Genomic DNA, 26,411 nt, shown 5'->3' on the forward strand with positions numbered 1-26,411 from the left:
CGAATATGACAGAGGAAAGAAAATTACAATTGGGCACCTTGGCTATCCATGCGGGGCAGGAAGTAGATCCGGCAACGAATTCACGAGCGGTTCCGATCTATCAGACGACATCCTATACGTTCCGCGATACGGAGCACGCAGCCAATCTGTTCGGTCTCAAGGAGTTTGGCAATATTTATACACGCCTGATGAACCCGACAACCGATGTATTTGAGAAACGAATTGCGGCACTGGAAGGTGGCGTCGGCGCACTGGCAACTGCATCCGGTCAGGCAGCTATTTCGTTTTCCATTCTAAACATTGCCGGAGCCGGAGATGAAATTGTGTCCGCAACAAGCCTATATGGCGGCACCTACAATTTGTTTTCCCAGACATTGCCTAAGCTTGGTATCACCGTACGTTTCGTCGATCCGTCTGACCCGGAAAATTTTAAAAAGGCTATTAACGAGAAGACGAAAGCAATATTTGCCGAAACAGTTGGTAATCCCAAAGGTGATATTCTCGACATTGAAGCAGTAGCTCAAATTGCACACGAGCATGGTATCCCGCTGATTGTCGACAATACATTTCCGAGTCCTTACTTGCTTCGTCCCATCGAATTCGGAGCCGATATTGTAGTTCATTCCGCGACAAAATTCATCGGTGGTCATGGAACCTCTATAGGTGGAATTATTGTGGATAGCGGCAAGTTCGATTGGACGGCTAATGATAAGTTTCCTGGCTTGACACAGCCGGATCCAAGCTACCACGGTCTTGTCTACACAGATGCACTGGGCCCGCTCGCATATATTATTAAAGCCCGTGTGCAGCTGCTTCGTGATTTAGGAGCTTCGATCTCACCATTCAACTCATTTTTGCTGCTGCAGGGTTTGGAGACACTGCATCTTCGGCTGGAACGTCACAGCGAGAACGCGCTGAAGGTTGCCCGTTATTTGGAACAGCATGAAGCTGTTGAGTGGGTTAATTATCCAGGACTAGAAAGTCATCCTTCTCATGGACTTGTCGCCAAGTATTTGCCTAACGGTCAAGGGGCTATCCTTACGTTTGAAATCAAGGGCGGAATTGAAGCAGGCAAAAAGCTGATTAATGCTGTGACCTTATTCTCGCATCTGGCGAATGTCGGGGACTCTAAATCGTTAATTATTCATCCTGCAAGTACGACGCATCAGCAACTGCAAGAAGCCGAACAGCTATCGACTGGCGTTTCACCGGGACTGGTTCGACTATCGGTTGGTACAGAAGGGATCGAGGATATTCTTTACGATTTACAGCAAGCGATTGAAGCCAGCCAAAGCGCGTAACACGAAGGATTCAAATAGGCTTGCGTTAAATCCGACTATAACAATAAGTTAAGTTTATTATATGTAAATAGAAGTTTGCTTTGTGCTTACTTGTATGGCATCAACGATGAGAGGGGGGAAGTAACCATCGAGGATCACTTAAGGAACGATTCAACATTGGAACTCGAGAAACCACATCCTGTTCCTGAGCATAGTTTAGCTCAACCCCTTGTCCAACTGGAACGAGTGGAGAAGAAATATGCAAATCATACCATTGCCGTACAAGACGCGAATCTTCTGGTGCGAGAAGGTGAGTTTATTTCCTTTGTCGGTCCGTCCGGCTGCGGCAAATCAACGATTTTGCGGATGATTGCGGGCTTGAGCGAACCGAGCGGAGGCAATCTGCAGGTGATGGGTGGCACAGCGGATTCAGCGCGAAAGAGCGGACGCCTTGCTTACGTGTTTCAGGATGCAACGCTTATGCCTTGGTGCAATGTACTGGATAATGTTGCACTGCCGCTTGAGCTTAAGGGGATATCACGCAAACAGCGGACCGAGGAATCGCTGCGTGTGCTGGAGTTGGTCGGGTTGAAGGACTATTCCAAATCATTACCTCGGGAGCTGTCTGGCGGTATGAAGATGAGAGTGTCTATCGCACGTTCGCTTGTTGCTCAACCGGACCTGCTATTGATGGACGAACCGTTTGGTGCGTTGGACGAACTTACCCGACAGACGCTGCAGCAGGAATTACTCGGTATCTGGTCAGCCAATCCGCGAATGACGGTATTGTTCGTAACACATAACGTATTCGAAGCTGTGTATCTTTCAACGCGAATTGCCGTGATGACACCACGACCAGGCCGAATCGTCGGTCAAATCGATGTACACACCTCGGTTCCACGACAGGAGGATTTTCGTACCAGCCCTCAATTCAATGAATTAGCTTCCCGGGTCAACGCAGTTCTTCGTCATTAACTTACAGAGAGGGGGGAGTGTCATTTGTCAGGACGATTGCGTTCCGGATTGTTACCGCCTTTACTAGCCTTTATCCTATTCATTGCCGGCTGGCAATTCATTCTACAGCTGCTGGGTACACCTGTTTTTTTACTACCCAAACCGACTGATGTGTTTGCAGCCGTATTGGATAATGGAGCTGACTTGTGGCATGCGGCATTAACTACCGCTTTAGAATCGGTGCTTGGGTTTGTCCTTAGTCTGGTCATTGGAGTTGCCGGTGCTATTCTGTTAGCCAGCTCAAGAATCATCGAACGCAGCGTGTATCCTTATGCAATCGTATTGCAAACGATCCCTATCGTTGCGATTGTACCGATTATTGTCATCTGGTTGGGTCCGGGGTTCAATGCGATTGTCACTATAGCGTTTCTTATTGGATTTTTTCCGATGCTATCCAATACACTGATCGGGCTTCACTCCACCGAGCAAAATTTGAAAAACCTGTTCTATCTCTACAATGCCAATGGCTGGCAGAGGATGTGGAAGCTGCGTATCCCTGCCGCCTTGCCGTATATCGTTGGTGGGATGAAAATATCATGCACATTGTCCGTTATTGGAGCCATTGTAGGTGAGTACATTGCCGGTATCGGTGGCAGCAATGGCGGGCTTGGCTTTTCGATTACTTTTGCAGCCATGCGGCTGCAGACACCTTATCTATTTGCTTGCGGCCTCACCGCTTCACTGCTTGGTATCTCGTTTTTTCTTTTCGTCAATGCACTTGCAAAAAGGTTATTAAGCTCTTGGCATGAATCAGAAATGAAGACAGAAAACTAATCATTTACACCTACGGAGGAATAACCATGTTGAAAAAAAATGTAAGCTTGCTCATTGTCTCCTTATTATCATTCCAAATATTGGCCGCTTGCGGAAGCACGCCCAAACCTGCTGCCGCCCCTACGGCTCCGTCAGAGCCAACCAAAGCACCTACAGCCGCAACAGCACCACCGACAGGCAGCACGGCTCCGGCTTCGGACTCCATTTTAAAAGAAAAAACGAAGGTTACCCAGGTTCTCGACTGGTTCGCCCAGTCCACACATGCCGGTCTGTATGCTGCTTCAGCCAAAGGCTTTTATAAGGATAGCAACCTGGATGTGACTATTAAACCAGGTGGTGCGCAGGTATCGGCTGTACAGATCGTAGCTGCCGGGCAGGCAGAGTTCGGACTTGCCAGTGCTGATTCTATCCTTATTGCGAGGGAGCAGGGTATTCCTATCGTGGGTGTAGCAGCCTTTTTGCAGAAAAGCCCATCAGCGATTTTCTTCCACAAGGGCGACAATATCAAAAGCTTTTCTGATCTGAACGGTCGTACGGTGTATGCTGCTTTAACCGCCGCATATTGGACTTATTTAAAGAAATCCTACAAGCTGGACAGTGTTAAAGAGGTACAGTTTACTGGCCAATACACGAATTTTGTTAACGATCCAAAGGCGCTCACACAAGGCTATACGACCAATACTCCCTATAGCCTGAAGCAACAAAATATTGATGTTGGTGCCCTGCTCGTTGCTGATTCCGGGTACCGTCCTTATTACAGCATTATCATTACTTCCGAGAAATATTTGAAAGAGCATCCGGACGTCGTTAAAGCTTATGTGCAAGCATCAGTCAAAGGCTGGGATTACTACAAGGATAATATTGAAGAGGTTGCTAAAGTGTTAAACGAAGCCAATAAGGAAAATTCCGTCGATTACCTCGTGAATGAAGGAAAGCTGCAAAAAGATTTCATCTACGGTGGAGATGCGGCGACCAAAGGTGTAGGCTATATGTCGCTGGAACGGTGGCAGGAACTGAGCAAACAATTGCAGGATATCGGTCAACTGAAGAAAAATGAAGATGTTCAACAAGCATTCAATACGAGTTTCTTGCCGAAAAAATAAAAAAAGGCGGATTTCCTACTATGAATAAAAGAATCTATTTGAACGCTGTCACGATTTCCGGTCCAACCGCATCACCAGGCTTATGGGCTCATCCCGAAGACCGAAGCTATGAGTACACCAGTCTGAAGTACTGGGTTGAGCTGGCCCAAACCTTGGAACGAGGCAAGTTCGATGCTATCTTTTTTGCTGATATGCTCGGTGTGTATGATGTTTATCAGGGCAATATGGATACTGCCATCCGTCAAGCGATCCAGGTTCCTTTAAATGACCCCAGTTATTTGATCCCGGCGATGGCCGCAGCAACCAAGCATCTTGGCTTTGCGGCTACCTTCTCCACAACGTATGAGCATCCCTATGCATTGGCACGCAAGCTGTCCACGCTGGATCATCTAACTAAAGGCAGGGTTGGCTGGAATATTGTCACCTCGAATCTGGACAGTGCTGCTAAAAACTACGGTTTGGAAGAGCAGCTTGGTCTGATAGAGCGCTATGATCGCGGGGATGAATATATGGATGTCGTCTACAAGCTGTGGGAAGCAAGCTGGGAGGAAGACGCGGTCGTGCAAGACAAAGAGCGACGCATCTATACAGATCCCTCCAAAGTGCACGATATTCATCACCAAGGAACGTTTTTCCAAGTTCCAGGCATTCATCTCAGCGAGCCGTCGCCTCAACGGACTCCGATGTTGTTTCAGGCTGGTAATTCGACAAGAGGCAGAGAATTTGCCGCCAAGCATGCGGAATGCATTTTTCTGAATACGCCCACGATTGAGGCTACCCGCTTCATCGTGCAGGATATACGTGAACGGGCTGAGAAGCAGGGTCGCGATCCTGCTAAGGTGTTGTTTTTCCCTAAGCTCACGCCGATTGTAGGACGTACCGAAACCGAAGCGCAGAGTCGTTATGAGAGCTTTCTTCAATATTCCAGCACAGAGGGCATATTTGCACTGTTAGGAGCATGGTCAGGAATCGATTTCTCCAAGCTTGGCGATGACAAGCTGCTTGAATTTGTCGAAAAGCGCGACAATCGCGGTATCATTGAGACGTGGAAACGATCCGATCCGGACAAGAAGTGGTCCGCTGAGGAGTTGGCCAATTTCTTCGCCTTCGGTACGAGTTCATTAACTATCGGGAGCCCGGAGCAAATCGCCGATACGATTGAAGATTTTATCACACAGACCGGTGTCGACGGGTTTAATATTGGTCACATTATCCAACCGGGAACGATTAATGCATTTGTCGATTTGGTCGTACCCGAGCTTCAGCGCAGAGGACTTGTGCAAAGGGAGTACGGGGAAGGGACGTATCGGGAGAAAATATTCGGTGAAGGACCTTACCTGCGAGACGATCATCCGGGTCGGCAACTTGCTGAAGCTGTAGGTACAAAGAGGTAAGCTAAGGATGGGCTTGTTTTGAATATTTGGTTTGGAGGAGATAGAATGGCGTATTATGCTGTATGGATGAAGCCGGCTAACCAGGAATTGGCACCGGTTTATCTGGAAGCACACATTGAGTATTTAAGTCAGCTGCGTCTGGAAGGCAAGGTAAGTGGTAACGGACGTTTGTTAAACGGACCGGCTGGGGGTGGACTCGTTATTTATCGTGGTAATTCCATTGAGGAAGTACAAGCGCTAATCGAGAAGGATCCATTTGTCGTACATGGTGTTAGAGAATATGAACTTTATCATTGGGACGTCAGATGGGCTCCTCATACGGGACTTGGAGGTATTCGTGAGATTACTGCCGCTCAACTACGGGAACGCATAGAGAACGGCGAGAAGCTGACGATTATTGATGTCCGTGAGGACCATGAGGTTGCTGAAGGTATAGTACCAGGTGCCATACACATCCGTCTTGGCGATCTGGAGCATAGACATACGGAAATTCAACCGGCTGGCGAGTTATTCTTCGTATGCAGAGGCGGCCGTAGAAGCCTAAAAGCATGCGAATGGCTGCTGTCCAACGGCTACACGGGATTGATGAACGTGGCTGGCGGGATGACCGCGTGGAAAGAGCTGCGTTAGTTCCAATACTTTTTATACCAATGAAGATTGTTATTCCTCATGGAAAGTAGGATATCAGCATGAGTAAACGGATTGGTCTCAATTTTATCGAAAAAAATTGTCCGACGGTCGATAATATCGGATTGTGGACGCATCCCGACAGCAGAGCTTCCGATTACAAGGAGCTGTCCTATTGGACGGAGCTTGCACAGCTGCTGGAGAGGGGCAAGTTTGATGCCATATTTTTCGCTGATGCACTGGGGACATTCAGTACTTATAAGAACAGCAGAGACACGGCTGTGAGCGAAGGAATGAGCTTGCCCATCAACGATCCTTCCTACCTGATTCCGGCGATGGCTGCGGTGACCGAGCATTTGGGTTTTGCCGTCACCTCATCAATTACCTACGATCATCCTTATGCACTGGCGCGTAAGATGTCCACGCTTGACCATCTAACGAACGGTCGTATTGGCTGGAACATCGTGACTTCGAATTTGAATAGTGCAGCATTGAATTTCAGCTTAACTGAGCAGATGGAGCACGATACGCGTTACGATCGTGGAGACGAATTCTTGAACGTATGCTACAAGCTGTGGCAATGCAGCTGGGAGTCTGATGCGGTTGTACGCGATAGGATAAACCGGGTGTACACCGATCCAGCCAAAATACACGAGATTCGGCATGAAGGCACTTTCTTCAAGGTTCCGGGTATTCATTTGTGCGAGCCTTCGCCGCAGCGAACACCTGTACTATTCCAGGCAGGTTCGTCAACCCGTGGTCGTCAGTTTGCGGCGCAGCATGCCGAATGTATCTTCCTGAATGCGATGACGGTGGAGGAAACACGTTTTCTCGTGCAAGATATTCGAAATCAAGCAGAAGCAGCAGGACGTGACCCGCAGCAGCTTCGTTTCTTCCCACGGTTTGTACCTGTTGTGGCGCCTACTGAAGTGGAAGCGAAAGCGAAGTTTGCTGAATATGTACGTTATGTCAGTACAGAAGGCACGCTTGCTCTATTGTCCTCATGGTCCGGTATTGATTTATCTGCCTATACCCCGGATGAGCTGCTTGCTTACATCAGGAAGAAAAGCAATGGCAGCCAATACATAGCGGATTATTTGCGGCGTGTAGATGAAGGCAAACGCTGGACAACAGAAGAGCTGGCGGAGTTGTATGCGTTTGGCGGAGCGGGTAATGTAACCGTCGGCTCACCCCAGCAGATTGCCGATTATATGGAAGCATTCGTTGAAAGCACCGGTGTCGATGGATTTAACTTGGCCTATGCGGTTCGCGGAAAAAGCATCGGTGAATTTATTGATGGGGTCGTGCCTGAGCTGCAGCGCCGGGGACGTATACAAACCTCCTATAAACCAGGCACCTTACGCGATAAGCTATTCAATCACGGCCCGCATACACCATCGGATCATCCTGCGTCACAGGTGAGGATTGATTGATGCAGCGGATGCAGGAACGGCTGAAATAAATAGAGGAGGATACGGGAAGATATGCGTTATTTTATAGTATTTGCCAAATTGCTCAAACCGGAAATTGCGCCTACCGTGGCACCAGCACATATGGCCTACATGATTGCTTTAAGAGAAGCAGGAACGGTGATCGCGCACGGTCGATTACTGGACGGTTGGGGCGGCGTAGCGGTATATCGAGCTGAATCTATCGATGAGGTACAGGAACTGGTAAACAAGGACCCTTTTATTGTAGAAGGCATCAGAAGCGCTGAAGTTCATGAATGGGATCTGAAGCTGGCTCCTGGTGTAACGATTGCTTAAATCTAACTCACCTGCAGCTGATTTCAAGAACAACTGAGAGGATGTGTACGTTATGGCTAAAAAACGAATTTATTTAAATGCAATAGAGAAAAGCTGCCCAACGGATACGCCAGGGCTATGGGCTCATCCCGACGACGAAGGACATCGCTATAAGGATCTTAGCTATTGGACGGAGCTTGCTCAGCTATTGGAAAGCGGAGGCTTTGATGCGGTCTTTTTCCCTGATGTGCTGGGACAATATGATGTGTACAAGAAAAGCCGGGATACTTGCCTGGAACAGGCGATTCAAGCGCCGATCAATGATCCGACGTATGTAATTCCGGCGATGGCTGCAGTGACGAAGCATCTTGGCTTTGCCGTTACCTGCTCTACGACCTATGAGCATCCTTATGCATTAGCTCGCAAAATGTCCACGCTCGATCATTTGACCAAGGGGCGTATCGGCTGGAATGTGGTTACCTCCTTTCTGAAAAGCGCTGCCCGTAATTATGGCTTGGAGGATCAGCTCACTGCGGAAGAACGCTATGAGATTGGCGAGGAATACCTTGACGTCTGCTATAAGCTGTGGGAAGCGAGTTGGGAGGCGGATGCTGTTGTACAGGACCGTGAGGCTCGCATCTATACGGACCCATCGAAGGTCCATGATATCGGACACGAAGGAGCCCGGTTCAAGGTTCCTGGCATTCATCTGTGCGAGCCTTCACCGCAGCGTACACCGGTCATTTATCAGGCAGGAGCATCGACGCGGGGGAGGGCTTTTGCAGCATCGCATGCCGAAGATGTATTTCTGAATACACCTACACCCGAGGCGACCAAGACCATCATCGACGATATTCGCAGCAAAGCACAAGCGGTAGGGCGTCGACTGGAGGACCTGCTATTTTTCCCGAAATTGACTGTCATTGTCGGGCGTACAGAGGAAGAAGCGCAGCGCAAGTATCAGGATTATTTGAAGTATTCCAGCACTGAGGGGCTGCTTGCACTGCTTGGTGGCTGGTCGGGTATCGATTTTGCCGATTATGGACCTGAGAGGCTTCTGCAGTTTGCCAAAAATAGCAACAACCGTTCGATCATCGAGTATTTGAACGATTATCCCGACAAGCATTGGACGGTAGATGAATTGGCCAATATTTATGCTTTCGGAACAACTTCGCTGACAATTGGCTCTCCTGAACAGATTGTCGATGCGATGGAGCGTTATATAGAACAAACCGGTGCTGACGGCTTCAACATTTCGTATATTACACGCCCCGGCACTATTCGCGATTTCGTCGAGCTTGTTGTTCCCGAGCTGAGGCGGAGGGGGCTTGTACAAGAGCATTACAGTGATGGCGTGCTGCGTGACAAGCTATTCGGTCAAGGACCAAATCTGCCAGACCAGCATCCCGGACGTACACGGTCAGTACTGGGTGTTAGAGCATGAGTCTTCTGGGCAGCTTGCATCTAATTAATGCACGATTGCCTTTGGCTGAAGGATCTCCAGCGCAGCTATATGAATTAACGGCTGCCAATGGATTCTGGCAGTCAGTGAATCCGCAGCAGGAGCACGGGATAATTCGGGATCATGGCAGCATCCCTCTAGAGGATGTACAGCTGGCTTGCAGCACCTCAGCTTCACGTACCATAGATCTTGGCGGGAAAATGCTGCTGCCCGGACTTGTTGAGGCTCACGCGCATCTTGACAAGGCGTTTACATCAGGAATTGTCAGAAATGACTCAGGTACACTCGGTGAAGCGATTCGTAACTATAGTGCTGCAATTCCACAATTTACGCGTGAGGCGCTTGTAGCCCGAATCCATAAAGCCGCTTTGCGTGCTGCTGCGGGTGGTGCGACAGCCATTCGCTCGCATGTGCATTTCCCGTTCGAGCATGGTCGGGAAGCTGCTTTTCGCCTGGTTCATGCGGCTCTGGAGGCGAGGGAGCTGTTGAGCGGAATCGTCGATATCCAGTATGTTCTGTTCGTTCCAAGCCGGGGACACACACCTGCTATGTGGGAAGCTGTCGACGAAGCCATGCAGGCGGGGATGGATGCAGTTGGAGGTGCGCCGCACATTGCTGATGAACCGGAGGCATATCTAGAGCGGCTTTTTGCTATTGCCAGGAAATATAACAAAGACGTCGATCTGCATGCAGATGAGACGGATGACCCTCAGGTACAGACCGTATCTGCCATTGCGACTGCCACCATACGTAATGATTATCAGGGCAAAGTGGTGGTCGGTCATTTGTGCTCATTGAGCGCCATAGAGGAGAGTCGTGCAGCAGCGATTATCGATAATATGGCTTTGGCTCAGTTGAAGGTCATTACGCTGCCTGCCACCAATTTATACCTGCAGGGCAGGGGGGATAAAGGTTTAGTACGTCGCGGTGTAACGCGAGTTAAGGAGCTGATGGCCGCAGGTATTCCTGTTGCGACCGCATCGGATAATGTGCAGGATCCGTTTCATCCCTACGGAAGCGGTGACTTGCTGCAGATTGGGCTGCTAACCGGCTACGCCGTTCAAATGGGAAGCGCTGATGATGCGCATACGCTCCTTCGTATGCTGTCGACGATCCCAGCGTCATTAATCGGTCTGAAGCAGTACGGGATAAAGCCCGGTTTACCAGCTCGTTTCGTCGTATTTGATGCACAATCACCAATCGAGCTTTTCGCTGAGCTGCCCATGAATCGATGGATATATCGCGATACGCGTTGGTTATATCACAGCCGCCAATTGTCGGAATGGATTCAACATACTGAGGAGGTTGGTTTTTAAATCAACCCCTCTTTTTCATTTCCAAAATATTGAAAAATGTTTATAATTTACTGTAATGATAGGAGGAGTGGTTCAATGAGTATAAATTACAGAGAAGCCGTTCTCCAGGACGAAGAGGAACTATTCAGTTTAGCAGCAAGTCTTGCGACAAGCTATAAACCTAATATGAAAGATTACTCTACAATATTCAAAGATCTCTTAAGTGATAGAAATGCAGATATCATCATTGCAGAAACGGATGCCAGATTGATTGGATATGTTTTAGTATTTCATCACTCAACTTTTTATGCAAATGGAGTCATAAGCTGGGTAGAGGAATTATTTGTTATAGAAGAGTTCAGGGGAAAGAAGATCGGTAAGAAGTTAATGGAACTAGTTGAAGAGAAGGCTTACCAGCGCAATTCAAAACTGGTTGCCCTAGCTACCAGAAGAGCCGGCAGCTTTTACAAGGCCATAGGTTATGATGATTCCGCGGTATATTTCAAGAAGACCTTATCTCAAGAGTGAGATGTTTTGAATATATGTGATAATTTCGATTGCACAATAACCTTTGAATCAAATCGATTTTTGATTTTGGTTGCACCATTAATGCCGATTTCCAAAGATTTCTGAAAGTTTTCCTTAATCCAGAACAAAGTATCTGTTATTGATTTTATGTCCGCTTCCACCTCAAGATAGTCTACATTTTTTTCGAGTACAAAGTGGTCATTACGAGGATTGGTGGAAACCAAGATACAACCAGTTGCCATCGCATCAACTGCTGCTGTTGTAGGAAACCCATCAAGAGCAAACTGATCATAAGTACCACTGTAAATGAATACATGAGATTGCTCATAAATCATCTTAATCGTTTCAGGATTTAGAAGGCCCCAAAAAGTATAGTTTGTATTGGTTAGTAGATGGAGATCATGTTCCCAATCGCCTATGATATTTAGATGATAATGGTCATCAAGCTGATTAAAAACTTGTGCCAATAATGGAAACCCTTTACGCTCGGCACGATGAGCGGAAAAAGTTATTTGTATGGGTTTTACTGTGGATTTAGGAGTATAAGTGTAAAAGTCTGTATTGATCACTACCGGAGAATAAATGCTATTGGGAATGACATTTAATACTTCAGCAATGTTCGTAAATATGGTTGAGCAATGATGGGAAGCTATACGGAGAAATTCATCAGAAGTGGAGGGACCCAAGCCACCTCCCGGGTATAGTGTCGTGTGGAGGTTAATACCATGCCCTTGTAGAAGTGGCATGATGTTCAAACCAGGATTAGATCCAGGCATATAGGTACCATCAGGGAGATAACACCGCCCTTGCAGACTCAAAACCAAATTTAGAAACACACAATAGATATCCGTAATTCCCTCTTTTTGTGCGAGTGCTGCAAATGATTCGAATGGATAAACTTGTGCCGGAAATTCATCTGTATATATGTTTGTAGCAAAAAAAAGCGTATCAGGCTTTTGATTATGAAATTCCATATTTTCCCAATAACGAAAACCACTTTGTTTCCATGGAAATGTAGTATCGATTATCGCAAGGCGACGTGTCTTGCCAGCCAAAGGCTCATTTATCATAGCTCATATAAACTCCTCCCATTCTTACTTCGGGACCGCATAAAGAATCGTTTCCTGAGCATATATGGTGTAGTGGCCTAAATAAAATGTGTAGTCCAAGTTTAATTGTGCTACGAAATTTACGACAGCAGTAAAATCCTCGATTTGATGATAGATAGCAATGGCCAGTATCGGACGAAAGGTTTGAATGGCTTGAATAGCGCCTCTCAACGCATTCATTTCTGCTCCTTCTATATCCATTTTAATGTAATCGATTTGGGTTATGTTCCTTTCGTTGACCAAATCATCAATAGTAATCGTTAAGACTTGATCATTGGATTCGTTCGTTTTGGAGAAAGAAACCGAGCTCGCAGCTCCTCGATCCGTGTAATACAGTAATTCATTGGATACATGCCAAAGAGGGCGTTCAACAATCGTAATATGCTGTTTAAGTTGTTCATTCAGGTCCAGATTTTTCCTCATAATCTCCAAATTACTCGGTATGAATTCGAATGTGTATACGTGCCCAGTCTCGCCAACCTCATGAGCAAAGTATAATGCAGTGTCTCCGAAACACCCACCTGCATCGATAACAACGTCGGATTCTCTAGCTTTAATAATGGGTGCAAGCTTATCGTACTCATACTGGCGGTCCATAAAAGTAGCGCTGACTCCAATGGAAATACAGAACAGCCGGAGATCGTATCCAATTTCTTTTAAATCAAAAAGGGGAAGGCTCCATCCATGATATTTAGTCTTAATGGTCTCAGTGGCACGAATAAGATTGTGTAGGGATTGCCTCTGATTCCAATATTCATTCGTATTTAAAGGAAGCTTTATTTTCTTATTGCTCAATAATCGAAAAGCCAACACAGTTATCAACAAATCCCGAGAAGGCTGATCTTCCAGATGATCATACATTTCAATAATTCCTTGTAAATGTTTAAGAATTTCCTTTTTCTCGCTTTCGGTATTAACCACAATTGGATCTATAGGAATCGGTACAGACATGAGCTCAAAAAGTTCCATATCAATATTGTAATAATAATCATTCGCTGAATGAGCGAGCAGCTTTTGGATAAGTAAATCTAAAAACTCAGTAGTTTGAGCCTGATTTGGATAGGTTTGAACAAGTCGTTCGGATTGGAATAAAAGCGCCCTCGCTTTTTCTTTTACAGAGATGTCTTTGGAAATGCCGAGAATTGCTGAAAAACAGAGTTTCGCTAAGGTTTGCCGACCACTCGAATGGTAGATCTCACCCAGCTTCAACAGGACATCCACATCATGTATATTGTAAATCAAGCTTTCTTTTAATGTTCTTTCCAGTAAGATTAACTCATCAGGCATACTTCAACTACCACCTTTCCAGCTAGGCAGAGAATTTGGAAAATATTAGAGCTACGTAACAATCCTTATGCTGCAAATCAAATTTGTATTCCTTGATGTGGGAGATGTCATTTTCAAATCGAACTCGAACAGCTTTCTCGGATTTAAGGACCTGGTACCAAGGTATATGTATTGATCTCATTCACATTGGCGACATTAAAATAAGTTAAATTATTGGTTGGAAACTTAACTGCATATGTGATTCCGCCCCCTTTGTCACTTATACCTTTTATGGTAACAACACTAGGTACCGAGACACTGAATTCAGCAGGTGTATGGGTCAATACAACAGAATTATGAATAGGCTTGCCATCCACAAAAATCTGCACTTCATCGTAATCCTGTACGTTAAAATCCCATATGACCAATTTGGCAGACCCGCCTTGCTTCAATTCATTAACTTTGAAGTCTTTAGCTTGAAGTCCCGGATTTTCTTCTTTATTGAACAATACAGTACCAGCCACGACCTGGCTGCTGATTTGCTCTTTATTAATCACGTTACTTCCTATGGTTGGGGTACTCCCATTAAAAGCATAATTGATAGTAAGAAAAAGCAATCCTACTCCAAGCAGGACCAGGATTGAATTCAGCCATTTATTAGGTTTTTTTGGGGGTTCAGAAGGGGCAGGATTTGGAAGAGGGCTGCTCGGAACCAGGGTTTCCTCACTATTTAACTCTTCCTCAAGAGGAACTAATGGAGCTTGTGAAGAGATACCCACCCTCTGTTGAACGGATTGAGGGGCCTCTTTATTTCTTACATTCTTTCTTGGGTCTATTGTAATATCCTCCTATTCAAATTTAACTCGTTTGGTAATTTGTAATTTATAGTTTAGGCAATAAGGTATATGTATTCACACCATTCACAGCGACGATGTTAAAACAAGTGAATCTGGTTTGCGGAAACTTGACTGCGTACGTGAGTCCGCCTCCTTGATCTTGAGTGCCCTTGATGGTAATTACACCAGGAACCGGAACAGTGAAAGCTACAGGCGTATTGGTTAGTACAAATGAATCTTGAATAATTTTTCCATCCACCAGAATTTGCACAATATCGTGATCCTCTGAGTTAAAGTCCCATATTAACATTCTTGTTGAGACACCCCGTGTTAAGCCAGAAATATTGAAATCTCTAGTTTGAATACCATTGCGCTCTTCTTTGTTGAATAATTTAGTGCCAGCTGCTGGTTCTCTGCTGATTTGCTCTTTCATGATCTTATCGTGGTCTAAGCTCGAAGGCGTATTAATATAAGAATAAATACCTAGAAAAAAAGTCAATATCAGACCCAGTAGGACAAGTTGTTTATGCTTGGATTCATTAGGAAGCACTGATCGACTGACTAATCCAGCAGCTACCGGGATGACCTGTAAACTTGACGATTCCTTCGTTGTGATTACGGAGCTGATTGGGTATTTGTAGTACCAATAAGAGATGCACAGACGCAGCAAAACATAGGTAATAATCGTAATTAAAACGGCATTCGTTTTGGTCAGCAGTTGATTATCCGCCCAAGCGTTCAGGAAGTGGAGACCGATAACAGATGTAACCAGCATAAGAAAGCATAATTGGAACAACGAAATCAGGGCAGGCGATCCATCGTACATATTCCGCACTATCGGAGTGATCATAGAAGCGTAAACAATAAGTCCTATAAAGAATGGGATAGTAAACGGAAAATCTATACCCGGAGCCTCTAGTGCAACCACCTTAATCGATGCAACCATAAAGTAGACTGCTCCCAAAAAGACATCTTCCGGGTAAGTGTCATAGATATATATAACGAACAAAAGTAAGCACAAAGCAAAAACGATTAGGTAGGGGAGTATGCTATTGACAGAGCCTTCATTAGAATTTTGCTTGGAATTTTTCATCTGCTGTCCCCCAACATCTTCAAAAGAGAAGAGACTTTTATATTGCTACCTAAGGTGCAGGCATCAATGTGTACGTATTCACACCATTCACAGCGACGATGTTGAAGAAAGTGTATTTGGTTTGTGGAAATTTAACTGCGTATGTGAGCCCGCCTCCCTGGTCTTGAATGCCTTTAATAGTAATGACGCTTGGAACAGGAACAGTGAAAGCTACAGGTGTATGGGTCAGCACTATTGAATCATGTATAGGCTTTCCATCCACCAAAATTTGTACTTTATCGTTGTCCTCTAGGTTATAGTCCCATATTAACATTCTTGTAGAGACGCTTCTGGTGAGACCTGGAACTTCAAAGTTTTTAGCTTGAATACCATTTTTTTCTTCTCCATGGAACAATATAGCGCCAGCCGCTGCTTCTCTGCTTATTTGCTCTTTCATCAACTTATTTGTGTCTAAAGTTGGAGGGATGTTAGCAAGAAAAAACATCGTAAGGAAAAAAACAAATATCAGAGCAAACAGGACAAGGTTCTTATGCATCGATCCATGGGGAAGCGGTGATTGATTAACAGAGCCGCCATTTACCTGGATGGCCTGAATATCTTGCTCTTCCTCGCGGGTAATCATGGAGCTGATTGGAAAGCTGTAGTACCAATAAGACATGAACAGACGCATCAGCACAAATGTGGTAACAGTTAATAAAACAGCTTCTACTTTTGCGTACGTTTGGTTATCTGCCCAAGCATTTAGGATATAAAAACCGATGATCGAAGCAATAAGCGTAAGAAAGCACATTTGAAGAAAAGGAATCAGGACAGGAAGTTCATCATAAAGGCTCCGGATCTTTGGAATCATCATAGAACCGTAAAGTATGACTCCTAAGAACAATAGGACGCCATAAGGAAAATTAGAGGCTGGTACCTCCAGTACCAACACTTTAATCGAAGCATAAATAATGTACAAGGGTCCCAAAAAAATCTCTTTCTTGTAAGTATCAACACTGTAGAAGATTAAAACTAAAAAAATAAAAAAGGGCAATACTAAGAGTGCTAATACGCACCCGAGTCCTGCAGCTGAGTTTGAATTTTTCATTTATAACCTTCCAATATCTTCATAAATGATAGTAGATAATTCTTCGACCGTTGCCATAGGATTTCCGCTTAGCCTAACAGCGTGATTACGAATAGCTTTTTCACATATATTTCTAACCAATCGTCCATTTCCGGCTGTAGGATCGCCAATATATTGCAGGAAGAGACCTAATAATGCCGTATCCGCACCCGCGGCAGCTTGATAGCCCTTGGATTTGAAGATTAAACGGCTGATCTGCAGCATTTCCTCAGGAGAATAATCGGGAAACGAAATGATGTTCGGAAAGCGCGATTTCAAGCCGGCATTACTGGCAATGAAGTCGTCCATATCCTGCTCATAGCCAGCCAGAATGACGACCAGCCGGTCTCTGTAATCATCCATTGCTTTAACAAGTGTATCAATGGCTTCTTTGCCAAAGTCATCCTGGCCGCTAGCCAAGGCATAGGCCTCATCAATGAACAATACTCCGCCTAAAGCCTGGTCGATAACATCCTTTGTTTTTAGTGCAGTTTGTCCCAAATATCCGGCTACAAGGCCTGAACGATCCGTTTCAACAACGGAATCGGATTTAACCGCTCCCAGCTCCTTGAGCCGTTTGGCGATTATACGTGCGATTTTGGTTTTACCTGTTCCTGGATTGCCCTTGAAAATCATATGCAGCGTTTGCGTTCCTTCCACAGGCAAACCCATTGCTTTGCGGCGATTACCCATTTCGATCTGCGCAGAGATTCCTTTTACAAAATCCTTAACCTCAATTAATCCAATCACTTCCTCAAGCTCGTGCAGCGCATTATGATTCTCACGTTTGTCGGAAGCGGGGATAATATTGAAATCCGCCTTATTGAGAAGGTTAAGCTGGTGCACAGGCAGGTCTGGTTGATCAGCGATACGAATCGATTGGTTACGGATCGCCTCCTCCAATGTATTCCGAGCTAATCGGCCATTGCCGCTGTCGTTTTTGCCGGGAATCTGTTTTTTCTCATAATAAGCCATAAGCCCCTCGCGAATATCCGTTTCAATGGTGAAGCCACGAGACTCTGCCATTTTTAAAGTGATCTGTTCCAGCTGCTCGGCGGTATAGTCAGGAAACTCGATCATCAATGGAAAGCGGGAGGACAAGCCGGGATTTATTTTCAGGAAGCTTCTCATTTCTCCCGTATAGCCTGCCAAAATGACGATCAAATTGTCCTTGTGCAGCTCGATCAATCTGACTAAAGTATCTACGGCTTCCTTGCCAAATCCGCCACCCTGGATACCTTCCTCAGCGAGGGCATACGCCTCGTCAATGAATAGAACACCGCCCAAAGCTGACTCTACCAGTTCCTTGGTCTTGGTTGCGGTCTGGCCCATATATTCAGCGACCAAATGGGAGCGGTCGACCTCAACGAGATGTCCCATCTTCAATATCCCCATCGACTTCATCATCTGTGCAATCAAGCGGGCGATGGTCGTTTTGCCGGTTCCCGGATTTCCTGAAAAGACCATATTCAGACTTTGGTTGGTGTCGACGATAATCCCAGCTTCCTGTCGACGATGGTTAACGATGATTTGCTTCTCCAAGGTTCGGATGAACGTCTTCACATTGTCCAGTCCGATAATGCCAACCAGTGCTGTTTCAATATTAAAGGCTTCTTTTTGACCCAAGCCAAAATCCTCAAGAACAAGGAGTTTCCAATCCACAGCTGTAGGAGGCTCTTGTTTGCTTAGTCGTACCGATTGCTTGCGGATCGCTTCCTCCAGCAGGTTTCTCACCAAACGTCCATTGCCGCTGTCGTTTCTGCCGGGAATTTGCTTGGTCTTGAATAGCTCAAGCATACGAGGGCCGGCGCTGGGATCAATCTGATAATCGCGGCTTAAAGCGGTCCGTTCCATAATTTCCAACATATCATCGGGTGTGTAGTCTGGAAATTCTACGATAAAAGGAAAGCGTGAACGCAGCCCGGGGTTTGATTTCAGAAAGGTTTCCATCTCGTTCGTATAGCCTGCAAGCACGACAACCATGTTCTCGCGATTGTCCTCCATGCCTTTGACGAGAGTGTCGATCGCTTCAAGGCCAAAGATATCATTGCGGCTCCGTGCTAATGTGTAAGCCTCATCGATAAACAAGACGCCGCCCAGGGCCGCTTCAATTTGTGCAGAGGTTTTGGGTGCGGTTGATCCGACATATTCGCCAACCAGGTCCTGCCTTGTTACCTCAATGAGCTGCCCTTGACCTAATAATCCCAATGCTTTCAAAATACGCGAAACAAGTCTGGCTACAGTTGTTTTACCCGTGCCCGGATTACCGGAGAACACCATATGAAGCGACATCGCCGTGTTTTTTTGTCCCGCTTGCTCGCGTTTTTTCTGTGCGTTAACCGTCTCCAGCAGCTCGTGGATAAAGGCTTTGACCTGATTCAAGCCTGTTAGCCTATCCAGCTCCAGCATAATATCCTCAAGCGTTTCTTCCTTAATAATCGACATGCGTTTAAGGACAAAGCTTTGAGTAGACGTAACCACTACGATCTCCTGATCAACACAACGTATGGTTACTTGCTCTTTGGCCTGGAGCTCGCCCTTGGAGCGCAGATCGAGAATACGATCCACAAATTCCTTTTGACTCCACTCATCGATAGCCTGTCCATAACGCTTACTTTCCACAAAGATTTCCGCAAGCCGATGAAACACATTCTCTTCATAGGAGATATTCAGCTGGGTTTGATAGGCTAGTGTCGAAGCAGCCTTCGTGAATTTCTGCTGGACGAGCCGCTCAACCGTTTCCACATTTAATGGTGCAGATATGGCGTAGGATCGTATACTCTTGAGAATAACTGGCGGAATTTGTGAGGCTATAACGGCTGGCAGTGCATTATATACATGCTTTTCCTTGACCCATTGATCCATTTCAAAAATGATAAAATAATCGCCAGCATTTACTTGGGTGCCTTCAGGTGTTCGGAAGCTGCCTGTGCTGATCAACTGGGAGATGTAGTTCAGAACCTCAGAATGCGCGTTCTTCATTCCGGTAAAGCAGACCGTTCCCAAGCCATCCTGGAAGGTAGCTGAGCAGTCGACAATAAAGTTGCTTTTGACATCTACCTCGCTATAGCGGCTTAAATCGAATTCATAGTAACGCTTATAGGGAATTAGATTTTTTTTATTTAGTAATTGGATAAGCAAGCCGAGAGATGTCTTTTTGCCTGTTCCAGCAGGGCCGGAGATGAGGATAACATTTTTGACTTTCCCTTTTTCATTGGCAAAAAAAGCTTTCTTAAAGGCAGCTGTAAGCTGCTCGATATAGCTGTGCTGCGCCCATATCCTCTCATTGAGTTCTCTGATGATGTCGGCAAATTTGTCATCCAACTCCAGGGGAGACTGATCAATCCCAAGCTGCTTCACTCCACGCTTTACATCGGCCAATACCTCACGGACCGGAGAAGCAGAATTGGGACCGAGTGGAGCTGTACCGGGTAGCGAGGTTGAAGTATGAGTTACAGTGGAGGGAGGACTATCGTCTTGTCCACGGTTCGTACTGGATAAATTTGCAGAGCTTCTCATACGAGCGGCTGCTTTGTGTTCTTTCAAAAAGTCAATCAATTGGATTTCAGGAAAAACGATCCTTATCCATTTTTTAAAACTCATTCAGCTGCCCTCCAACCCAACTCGAAACGTATCGAATTATGTATAATCAATAGTAAAGATATTCCACATTACACAAATGTTTTCCTGCTGTTAAGAGATTTTTGAGTTTATTCACTTAGTACCATAGATTCTGTGCAGATGGCTGCAGCCTGCATACGCATCTCACCAAAAGGCTCTGCTGCGGGCGGCCGTTTCTAACGATTTGAATCCGAAGGACCTGTTCAAGAGCCTTGTTCTTATGTTCTAAGCGTGGTAACAAGAAAAGCATCCCAGCCGGTTTCAACCGATTTGCGGATGCTTTTTGTTGATTACTTATATGATTCCCTTTGGTGCTATTTCACGAGCTCAATAAACTTGCTTGCTGCGTTGGAAAGTGGCATGTTGCGCATAATCATGAATCCCACCTGGGAAGGTGGCATCTTGATATCTAATTGAATTTCAAAGAGAGAGCCGTCTTCCAGTTCCTTGGAAATGAATTCTTTGGTTATATAAGAGATGCCAAGTCCCTTCCGTGCGAACTCGATGAGAAGATCCACGCTTCCTACCTCAATTTCAGGTTTGATCTCATAACCGTAGCTTTCAAATAGTTCTGTGATGGCCATCCGTACCCGGCTATTACGCGAGAATAGGATGATGGGATACTGCAGCAGCAGCTCGAGTGAGAGTACTCTGTCCTTAAGCTCGGCATAATGAGCTCCCGCTACAAAGCAATCCTGCAGCTGAATACCCTTCATCACTTCAAGCTGGGAATCGACAATGGGCATACGAACGACACCCAAATCGATTTTTCCCTCTTTCAAAAAAGCGATGGTTTCCGGTGTCGTTCCATGATTCAGATGCAATTTGATGCCGGGATGCTTCTGATGATAGGTTTCCAGATAAGGAAGCATATAATGCTTGAACAACGAATCGCTGCCGCCGATCCGCAGCTCGCCGCTGTCCAGATTTTTAAGTGCCGCCATCTTTTCCTCTGCCAAGGCGATTAGGATCTGAGACTTCTCGATATAGGAATAAAGGGTGACGCCCTCTTGCGTTAAAGCAACGCCTTTGGAATTTCGGTAAAACAAGGTGATGCCGAAGCTGTCCTCGAGCTGCTTGATAGCGTGGCTGACGCTTGGCTGGGTGATGAACAATGATTTGGCTGCCTTGGATAAGCTACCTGTCTTCGCGGCCCAATAAAAAACCTTGTATAGTTCGTAATTGATCATAGACGTGGTCTATAGCTCCTGTAAAATATATTAATTACCTGTATAGGTGATATTCGTATTATAGTGGATTTAGGAAATAGAATCCAGAGCTATCGAAGAAGGCCCTGCTGGAAGGAGAGAGAGAAATGGAAGCTACCACGTTCGTCTTATTTGGAGCGACTGGGGATTTAGCCAAAAGAAAAATTTATCCTGCCTTGTATAACTTGTTCGTCGATCAGAAACTACCTCAATCCTTCTCCGTGATCGGGCTGGGAAGAAGAGAACTATCCGATCAAACCTTTCAAGCAAATGTCGAGCAATCACTCCATATGTTTTCCAGGCGCGAAGCGAATGATCCCGATGTTATGAAAAAGTTCCTGCGGGCATTCCGCTATAGCGTTCTCGATGTTGGCCGCAAGGAAGATTATCAGAAGCTGCTGAAGCTGATTGAACAGCAGGAAGAAGAGCAGCGCATGGAGCCGAATCGGATGTTTTATTTGTCCGTAGGACCTGAATTTTTTGAACCGATTACAGCCAACATTCATGAGAGCGGACTTGGTTCAGCGTATGGCTGGAAGCGTTTGGTGATCGAAAAGCCTTTCGGTCATGATTTGCAATCTGCTCGAGATTTGAATCATAATCTGGGCAAAGTTTTTACAGAAGATGAAATTTTTCGGGTCGATCATTATCTGGGCAAACCAATGGTACAAAAGCTTGAGGTTCTGCAGCAGAGCAATCCTGTTCTTCAGGCATTATGGAACAATCGTTACATTGCTAACGTTCAAATAACGGCAAATGAAATCGTCGGTGTTGAAGAGCGAGCTGGCTATTACGACCATGTTGGCGCTGTTAGAGACATGTTCCAAAACCATATGCTGCAATTGCTCATGATGCTGACGATCCACCTTCCAAACAACAGTACATCGGAGAATATCCGATACAAAAAGAAGCTCGTGATGGAATCTCTGGAAAAGCTGCAAAAAGAGGATGTCAGTTCCTATGTTGTCCGTGGGCAGTACGAAGCAGGAACGATTCAAGGACAATCCGTGGTCGGTTATACTTCCGAACCGAATATTGCGGCAGCCTCAAGTAATGACACCTTTATCGCAGCTAAACTGCAAATCGATGATTATTTTTGGCGCGGTGTTCCTTTTTATATCCGTACAGGCAAAAGAATGAAGGACAAATCAACGCGGCTCGTGATCGAGTTCAAGGAACCTTTAAAGCAGCCTGGGGCCAATGATGACAACAAAACACCTAATTTGCTCGTAATTGAAATCGGTCCCCACGAAGGCATTTCGCTCCAATTAAATACAAGAGATCCTTTGAACAAAGGGAAGTTCAAGCCCATGCACATTGACTTTCATGAAAATCGGGATCATGTGCCCGAGGCTTACGAGAATTTGATTCGCGACGCTTTGCATGGAGATCCTACCTTCTTCGCGCACTGGGACGAGGTCGAATTGTCATGGCAATGGGTTCAGCCTATCTTAGATGCTTACAAAGAGAATCTGGTACCGCTTCATCACTATGCAGCCGGAAGCTACGGTCCTGCCGAATCCGATGAGCTGTTGGAGCAGGACGGCTATCACTGGTGGTTCGATGACAAGTCGGAAACAGAAATCGAATCCATAAAAGGAGAACAATATGCCTATCACACAAACAATTGATCAACTAGCTATCGATACGATCCGTACGTTATCGATAGATGCCACAAACGCGGCTAATTCCGGACATCCAGGACTGCCAATGGGTGCAGCGCCTATGGCGTATGCGCTTTGGGGCAAACACCTCAATCACAATCCGGCCCATGCAAAATGGTTTAACCGCGATCGTTTCGTATTATCTGCAGGGCACGGCTCTGCTTTGCTGTACAGCCTTTTGCATTTGTCTGGTTATAATCTTTCTATAGAAGATGTGAAGCAGTTCCGCAAGCTGAACAGCAAAACACCTGGACATCCTGAATTTGGCCACACAGATGGTGTAGATGCTACAACTGGTCCTCTGGGACAAGGTATTGCTATGGCTGTAGGTATGGCGATGGCTGAAGCGCATCTGGCTTCGAAATTCAACCAAAGCGGGTTCCCGGTCGTCGATCATTATACGTATGCGCTAGTCGGAGATGGCTGCTTGATGGAAGGGATCTCGTACGAGGCCATGTCCATGGCCGGACATATGAAACTGAACAAATTGGTTGTATTGTACGATTCCAACGACATTTCCTTGGATGGGGACCTCAATCTTTCCTTCGGAGAGAACATTCAAAAAAGAGCAGAATCCGCTCATTGGCAGTATTTAAGAGTTGAAGACGGCAACGATATCGAGCAAATTGCTAAAGCGATCGAAACCGCCAAGTTAAATGATTCCCAACCGACGATTATCGAAATCCGGACCATTATTGGATACGGAAGTAAAGTTGCGGGAACGAATAAGGCGCATGGCAATCCGCTTGGCAAAGAAGAAGCAAAGGCAACCAAGGAAGTTTATGGTTGGAAGTACGAGGAAGAATTCACGGTTCCTGCAGAAGTCAGAGACCATTTTGCACAGCTTAAACAAAATGGTGAGGCCAAAGAAGCAGCGTGGAACCAATTGGTCTCATCATATAAAAATCAGCATCCAGCGCTGGGTACGGAGTTTGAACAAGTCATCGATAGTTCAGTCGTGATCGATGCCGCTGACATCCTGACCTTCGATTCTTCCAAGACAATTTCAACTCGTGTAGCAAGCGGTCAAGCGATCAATCATTTCGTTAAATCAGTTCCTTCGATTTTTGGCGGCAGCGCGGACTTGTCCCATTCAACGATGACGGATATTAGCGGAGAGCAAGTATTTGCCGTTGAATCCTATGCTGGACGCAACATCTACTTCGGTGTCCGCGAGCATGCAATGGGCGCGGCTGGCAACGGTATGGCGCTGCACGGAGGTGTTAAACCATTCGTAAGCACGTTCTTCGTATTCAGCGATTACCTGCGTCCGTCGATTCGACTGGCTGCACTGCAGAAGCTGCCTGTTATTTACGTATTCACGCATGATTCAGTGGCTGTCGGCGAAGATGGACCTACGCATGAGCCCGTTGAGCACTTGGCAGCGCTGCGTACCATTCCTGGACTTACGGTCATTCGTCCTACGGATGCCAACGAAACGGCAAGTGCATGGGCTTATGCTTTGCAGCAAAATGAAGGTCCGGTCGCTCTAGTGCTGAGTAGACAGAACCTGCCTATCTACGATGCAACCAAAGGCAATGTGGAAGGGATAGCCAAAGGAGCGTACGTTCTGACGGAAACCAACACTCAGCCGGATGTCATCCTGATCGCTACCGGTTCCGAAGTTTCCTTGGCCGTGAACGCCAAAGCTGAGCTTGAGAAGGATAATATCTCTGTTCGCGTTGTGGCCATGCCGAGCCGTGAGCTGTTCAACCGCCAATCCGAAGCTTATAAGCAGTCGGTATTACCAGCGGCTGTCACGAAGCGTTTAGCTATTGAAGCCGGTATTTCACTCGGCTGGGAGCGTTACACGGGACCAAGCGGTAATATATTGTCAATCGATACCTTCGGTGCTTCAGGACCAGGAGCTGAGGTCTTGCAATTCTTTGGATTCTCTGTGGATAACGTGGTTCGTTTGACGAAAGAGTTGTTATAGTAATATAGTAGGAATAGAACAGCAGTCCGTGCATAGTTGCTATATTTTTGGAGATTATGCCGGATTGTGCAAGTCATTTAAAATATAACCATATAACCGGAGGTAATAACAATGAAATTCTTTATCGACACTGCAAACCTGGTAGATATCAAAAAGGCTTACAAAGTAGGCATCTTGTCCGGTGTTACGACTAACCCATCGCTAGTTGCCAAAGAAGGCGTTAAATTCGAAGATCGTATCGCTGAAATTTTGCGCGAAGTGCCTGAGGTTGAATCCGTTTCGGCGGAAGTAACACCTGAAGCAGAAACAGCTGAGGACATGATCGCCCAAGCGAATGAACTTATCAAAATAAACAACAACGACAAAAACATCACCATTAAGCTTCCGATGACATTGGCAGGTTTAGAAGCATGCCGTTACCTGACGAAAAAAGGCGTAAAAACAAACGTAACACTGATCTTCACTGTAAACCAAGCACTATTGGCTGCCCGCGCTGGCGCGACTTATGTATCTCCGTTCCTGGGCCGCTTGGATGATATTTCGGAAGATGGCGTTCTACTCGTTACAAAAATCGCTGAATTGTTCCGCACGCATAAGCTGGATGCACAAATCATCGCGGCATCTGTCCGTAACCCGGATCACGTAACACGTGTAGCTATGGCTGGCGCGCACATCGCAACCGTTCCTTTCTCAGTCATCGAACAATTGACCAAACATCCTCTAACGGATCAAGGCATGGAGAAATTCGCTGCCGATTGGAAAAAATCAGTGTAATAGGTTGCACTCAGCTTATCGAGAAACCCGGTCCTTATTATGGACATGGGTTTCTCTTTTTGTTGTGCACACGTAAAATCTTGGTAATGATTTTCTTTCTTAACTATGAACTTGATCGCGGTACACCTAAAGTGACTCGGAAATAATTATCTATAGTCAAGAAAATAATACCGTGCCCAGATGAGCTTCAGTTTTGGGGACGGTTATTCGATAGGAATTAGCACATTCCTCCATGCAAATCCCGGAAATGGTGGTGTCTCGCACGCCGAGAGGCTGCGCCAAGCGATAGAAGAGATACAATTGGCAGATCAAGTCGGCCTTGACGTCTATGCCATCGGCGAGCATCATTGTCGGAAGTCAACAACATTATTACATCCCCGATAGATTTACATAATAATTATTATGTAAACTTTTGTTGTCTGTACTCGTTAAGCTATCTGGGCAGAAGAGTGTGGTGAACGGCTATTTATTATCGCTCACTATTTTGCCAGAGTAACACATCCGCTTCACCTACAATATGATGAGTCTAGAAATCTAAAGAGGTGAGCCAATGGCAGTCGTAAAAGCCAGGAAACAG

At 45.8% G+C, this 26,411-nt stretch carries 21 protein-coding genes and 1 pseudogene; 15 read left to right on the forward strand and 7 right to left on the reverse strand.

The genetic code is table 11. From position 1 onward, the window contains the following. Positions 1–5: 5 nt before the first annotated feature. The 11 genes from OB236_RS35830 to OB236_RS35885 all read left to right on the forward strand — a co-directional run bounded on the left by OB236_RS35830 (position 6) and on the right by OB236_RS35885 (position 11,222). Positions 6–1,301: a homocysteine synthase gene (locus OB236_RS35830; RefSeq protein WP_262688326.1), complete on the forward strand. Its 1,296-nt coding sequence runs from the start codon at positions 6–8 to the stop codon at positions 1,299–1,301. A 156-nt stretch (positions 1,302–1,457) separates the two neighbouring features. Continuing rightward, positions 1,458–2,255, forward strand: a complete 798-nt coding sequence (locus tag OB236_RS35835) for an ABC transporter ATP-binding protein (protein WP_262688327.1) — start codon at positions 1,458–1,460, stop codon at positions 2,253–2,255. A 24-nt stretch (positions 2,256–2,279) separates the two neighbouring features. After that, entirely contained in the window at positions 2,280–3,068 is a 789-nt protein-coding gene (locus OB236_RS35840; protein ID WP_262688328.1) for an ABC transporter permease, read from the forward strand. Positions 3,069–3,094: 26 nt separating this feature from the next. Then, on the forward strand, positions 3,095–4,171 hold the full coding sequence (locus tag OB236_RS35845) for an ABC transporter substrate-binding protein (protein ID WP_262688329.1): 1,077 nt from the start codon (positions 3,095–3,097) through the stop codon (positions 4,169–4,171). A gap of 20 nt (positions 4,172–4,191) precedes the next feature. Further along, complete coding sequence (locus OB236_RS35850) at positions 4,192–5,565, forward strand: LLM class flavin-dependent oxidoreductase (protein WP_262688330.1); 1,374 nt, start codon at positions 4,192–4,194, stop codon at positions 5,563–5,565. 45 nt (positions 5,566–5,610) lie between these two features. After that, on the forward strand, positions 5,611–6,195 hold the full coding sequence (locus OB236_RS39895; protein ID WP_317259416.1) for a rhodanese-like domain-containing protein: 585 nt from the start codon (positions 5,611–5,613) through the stop codon (positions 6,193–6,195). 59 nt (positions 6,196–6,254) lie between these two features. Further along, positions 6,255–7,625 (forward strand): LLM class flavin-dependent oxidoreductase, encoded by a 1,371-nt coding sequence (locus tag OB236_RS35865; protein WP_262688331.1) that lies wholly within the window; start codon positions 6,255–6,257, stop codon positions 7,623–7,625. A 51-nt stretch (positions 7,626–7,676) separates the two neighbouring features. Continuing rightward, positions 7,677–7,958, forward strand: a complete 282-nt coding sequence (locus OB236_RS35870; RefSeq protein WP_262688332.1) for a YciI family protein — start codon at positions 7,677–7,679, stop codon at positions 7,956–7,958. Positions 7,959–8,010: 52 nt separating this feature from the next. Beyond that, a complete protein-coding gene (locus OB236_RS35875) occupies positions 8,011–9,381 on the forward strand; it encodes an LLM class flavin-dependent oxidoreductase (protein ID WP_262688333.1) in 1,371 nt (456 codons plus the stop codon). After that, a complete protein-coding gene (locus OB236_RS35880) occupies positions 9,378–10,715 on the forward strand; it encodes an amidohydrolase family protein (RefSeq protein WP_262688334.1) in 1,338 nt (445 codons plus the stop codon). The genes OB236_RS35875 and OB236_RS35880 overlap by 4 nt, the downstream gene beginning before the upstream one ends. Positions 10,716–10,790: 75 nt before the next feature. After that, entirely contained in the window at positions 10,791–11,222 is a 432-nt protein-coding gene (locus OB236_RS35885; protein ID WP_262688336.1) for a GNAT family N-acetyltransferase, read from the forward strand. Here OB236_RS35885 and OB236_RS35890 read toward each other — a convergent pair. The 7 genes from OB236_RS35890 to OB236_RS35920 form a co-directional block, all read right to left on the reverse strand. Beyond that, positions 11,213–12,292: a glycosyltransferase gene (locus tag OB236_RS35890; RefSeq protein ID WP_262688337.1), complete on the reverse strand. Its 1,080-nt coding sequence runs from the start codon at positions 12,290–12,292 to the stop codon at positions 11,213–11,215. The genes OB236_RS35885 and OB236_RS35890 overlap by 10 nt on opposite strands. A gap of 24 nt (positions 12,293–12,316) precedes the next feature. Continuing rightward, positions 12,317–13,618, reverse strand: a complete 1,302-nt coding sequence (locus OB236_RS35895) for an FkbM family methyltransferase (RefSeq protein ID WP_262688338.1) — start codon at positions 13,616–13,618, stop codon at positions 12,317–12,319. A 143-nt stretch (positions 13,619–13,761) separates the two neighbouring features. Further along, positions 13,762–14,154 (reverse strand): hypothetical protein, encoded by a 393-nt coding sequence (locus tag OB236_RS35900; protein WP_262688339.1) that lies wholly within the window; start codon positions 14,152–14,154, stop codon positions 13,762–13,764. Between the two features lie 325 nt (positions 14,155–14,479). Then, positions 14,480–15,526 (reverse strand): hypothetical protein, encoded by a 1,047-nt coding sequence (locus OB236_RS35905; RefSeq protein WP_262688340.1) that lies wholly within the window; start codon positions 15,524–15,526, stop codon positions 14,480–14,482. A gap of 49 nt (positions 15,527–15,575) precedes the next feature. Further along, positions 15,576–16,613 (reverse strand): hypothetical protein, encoded by a 1,038-nt coding sequence (locus OB236_RS35910; RefSeq protein WP_262688341.1) that lies wholly within the window; start codon positions 16,611–16,613, stop codon positions 15,576–15,578. After that, on the reverse strand, positions 16,614–20,234 hold the full coding sequence (locus OB236_RS35915; protein ID WP_262688342.1) for an AAA family ATPase: 3,621 nt from the start codon (positions 20,232–20,234) through the stop codon (positions 16,614–16,616). A 332-nt stretch (positions 20,235–20,566) separates the two neighbouring features. Then, the gene (locus OB236_RS35920) at positions 20,567–21,442 is read right to left on the reverse strand and encodes a LysR family transcriptional regulator (protein ID WP_076234071.1); all 876 of its coding nucleotides are present in this window, start codon (positions 21,440–21,442) and stop codon (positions 20,567–20,569) included. 125 nt (positions 21,443–21,567) lie between these two features. Between OB236_RS35920 and zwf the strand changes: the two genes are divergently transcribed. The 4 genes and pseudogenes from zwf to OB236_RS35940 all read left to right on the forward strand — a co-directional run. After that, the gene (zwf, locus tag OB236_RS35925; protein WP_262688343.1) at positions 21,568–23,091 is read left to right on the forward strand and encodes a glucose-6-phosphate dehydrogenase; all 1,524 of its coding nucleotides are present in this window, start codon (positions 21,568–21,570) and stop codon (positions 23,089–23,091) included. Next, the gene (gene tkt, locus OB236_RS35930) at positions 23,075–25,060 is read left to right on the forward strand and encodes a transketolase (RefSeq protein WP_262688349.1); all 1,986 of its coding nucleotides are present in this window, start codon (positions 23,075–23,077) and stop codon (positions 25,058–25,060) included. Before zwf ends, tkt begins: the two co-directional genes overlap by 17 nt. A 111-nt stretch (positions 25,061–25,171) precedes the next feature. Further along, positions 25,172–25,834, forward strand: coding sequence for a fructose-6-phosphate aldolase (gene fsa / locus OB236_RS35935; RefSeq protein ID WP_076234069.1), 663 nt, complete (start codon positions 25,172–25,174; stop codon positions 25,832–25,834). A 180-nt stretch (positions 25,835–26,014) separates the two neighbouring features. Continuing rightward, positions 26,015–26,182 (forward strand): annotated as a pseudogene (locus OB236_RS35940) (LLM class flavin-dependent oxidoreductase); the annotation flags it as partial. Positions 26,183–26,411 lie beyond the last annotated feature (229 nt).

It is taken from the genome of Paenibacillus baimaensis (assembly GCF_025567575.1).

Bases quoted from the DNA above. Each gene is read 5' to 3' on its own strand.
- OB236_RS35830 (WP_262688326.1), top strand. From the start codon at position 6: ATGACAGAGGAAAGAAAATTACAATTGGGCACCTTGGCTATCCATGCG.
- OB236_RS35845 (WP_262688329.1), top strand. From the start codon at position 3,095: ATGTTGAAAAAAAATGTAAGCTTGCTCATTGTCTCCTTATTATCATTC.
- OB236_RS35850 (WP_262688330.1), top strand. From the start codon at position 4,192: ATGAATAAAAGAATCTATTTGAACGCTGTCACGATTTCCGGTCCAACC.
- OB236_RS39895 (WP_317259416.1), top strand. From the start codon at position 5,611: ATGGCGTATTATGCTGTATGGATGAAGCCGGCTAACCAGGAATTGGCA.
- OB236_RS35865 (WP_262688331.1), top strand. From the start codon at position 6,255: ATGAGTAAACGGATTGGTCTCAATTTTATCGAAAAAAATTGTCCGACG.
- OB236_RS35870 (WP_262688332.1), top strand. From the start codon at position 7,677: ATGCGTTATTTTATAGTATTTGCCAAATTGCTCAAACCGGAAATTGCG.
- OB236_RS35875 (WP_262688333.1), top strand. From the start codon at position 8,011: ATGGCTAAAAAACGAATTTATTTAAATGCAATAGAGAAAAGCTGCCCA.
- OB236_RS35880 (WP_262688334.1), top strand. From the start codon at position 9,378: ATGAGTCTTCTGGGCAGCTTGCATCTAATTAATGCACGATTGCCTTTG.
- OB236_RS35885 (WP_262688336.1), top strand. From the start codon at position 10,791: ATGAGTATAAATTACAGAGAAGCCGTTCTCCAGGACGAAGAGGAACTA.
- OB236_RS35890 (WP_262688337.1), bottom strand. From the start codon at position 12,292: ATGATAAATGAGCCTTTGGCTGGCAAGACACGTCGCCTTGCGATAATC.
- OB236_RS35895 (WP_262688338.1), bottom strand. From the start codon at position 13,618: ATGCCTGATGAGTTAATCTTACTGGAAAGAACATTAAAAGAAAGCTTG.
- OB236_RS35905 (WP_262688340.1), bottom strand. From the start codon at position 15,526: ATGAAAAATTCCAAGCAAAATTCTAATGAAGGCTCTGTCAATAGCATA.
- OB236_RS35910 (WP_262688341.1), bottom strand. From the start codon at position 16,613: ATGAAAAATTCAAACTCAGCTGCAGGACTCGGGTGCGTATTAGCACTC.
- OB236_RS35915 (WP_262688342.1), bottom strand. From the start codon at position 20,234: ATGAGTTTTAAAAAATGGATAAGGATCGTTTTTCCTGAAATCCAATTG.
- OB236_RS35920 (WP_076234071.1), bottom strand. From the start codon at position 21,442: ATGATCAATTACGAACTATACAAGGTTTTTTATTGGGCCGCGAAGACA.
- zwf (WP_262688343.1), top strand. From the start codon at position 21,568: ATGGAAGCTACCACGTTCGTCTTATTTGGAGCGACTGGGGATTTAGCC.
- fsa (WP_076234069.1), top strand. From the start codon at position 25,172: ATGAAATTCTTTATCGACACTGCAAACCTGGTAGATATCAAAAAGGCT.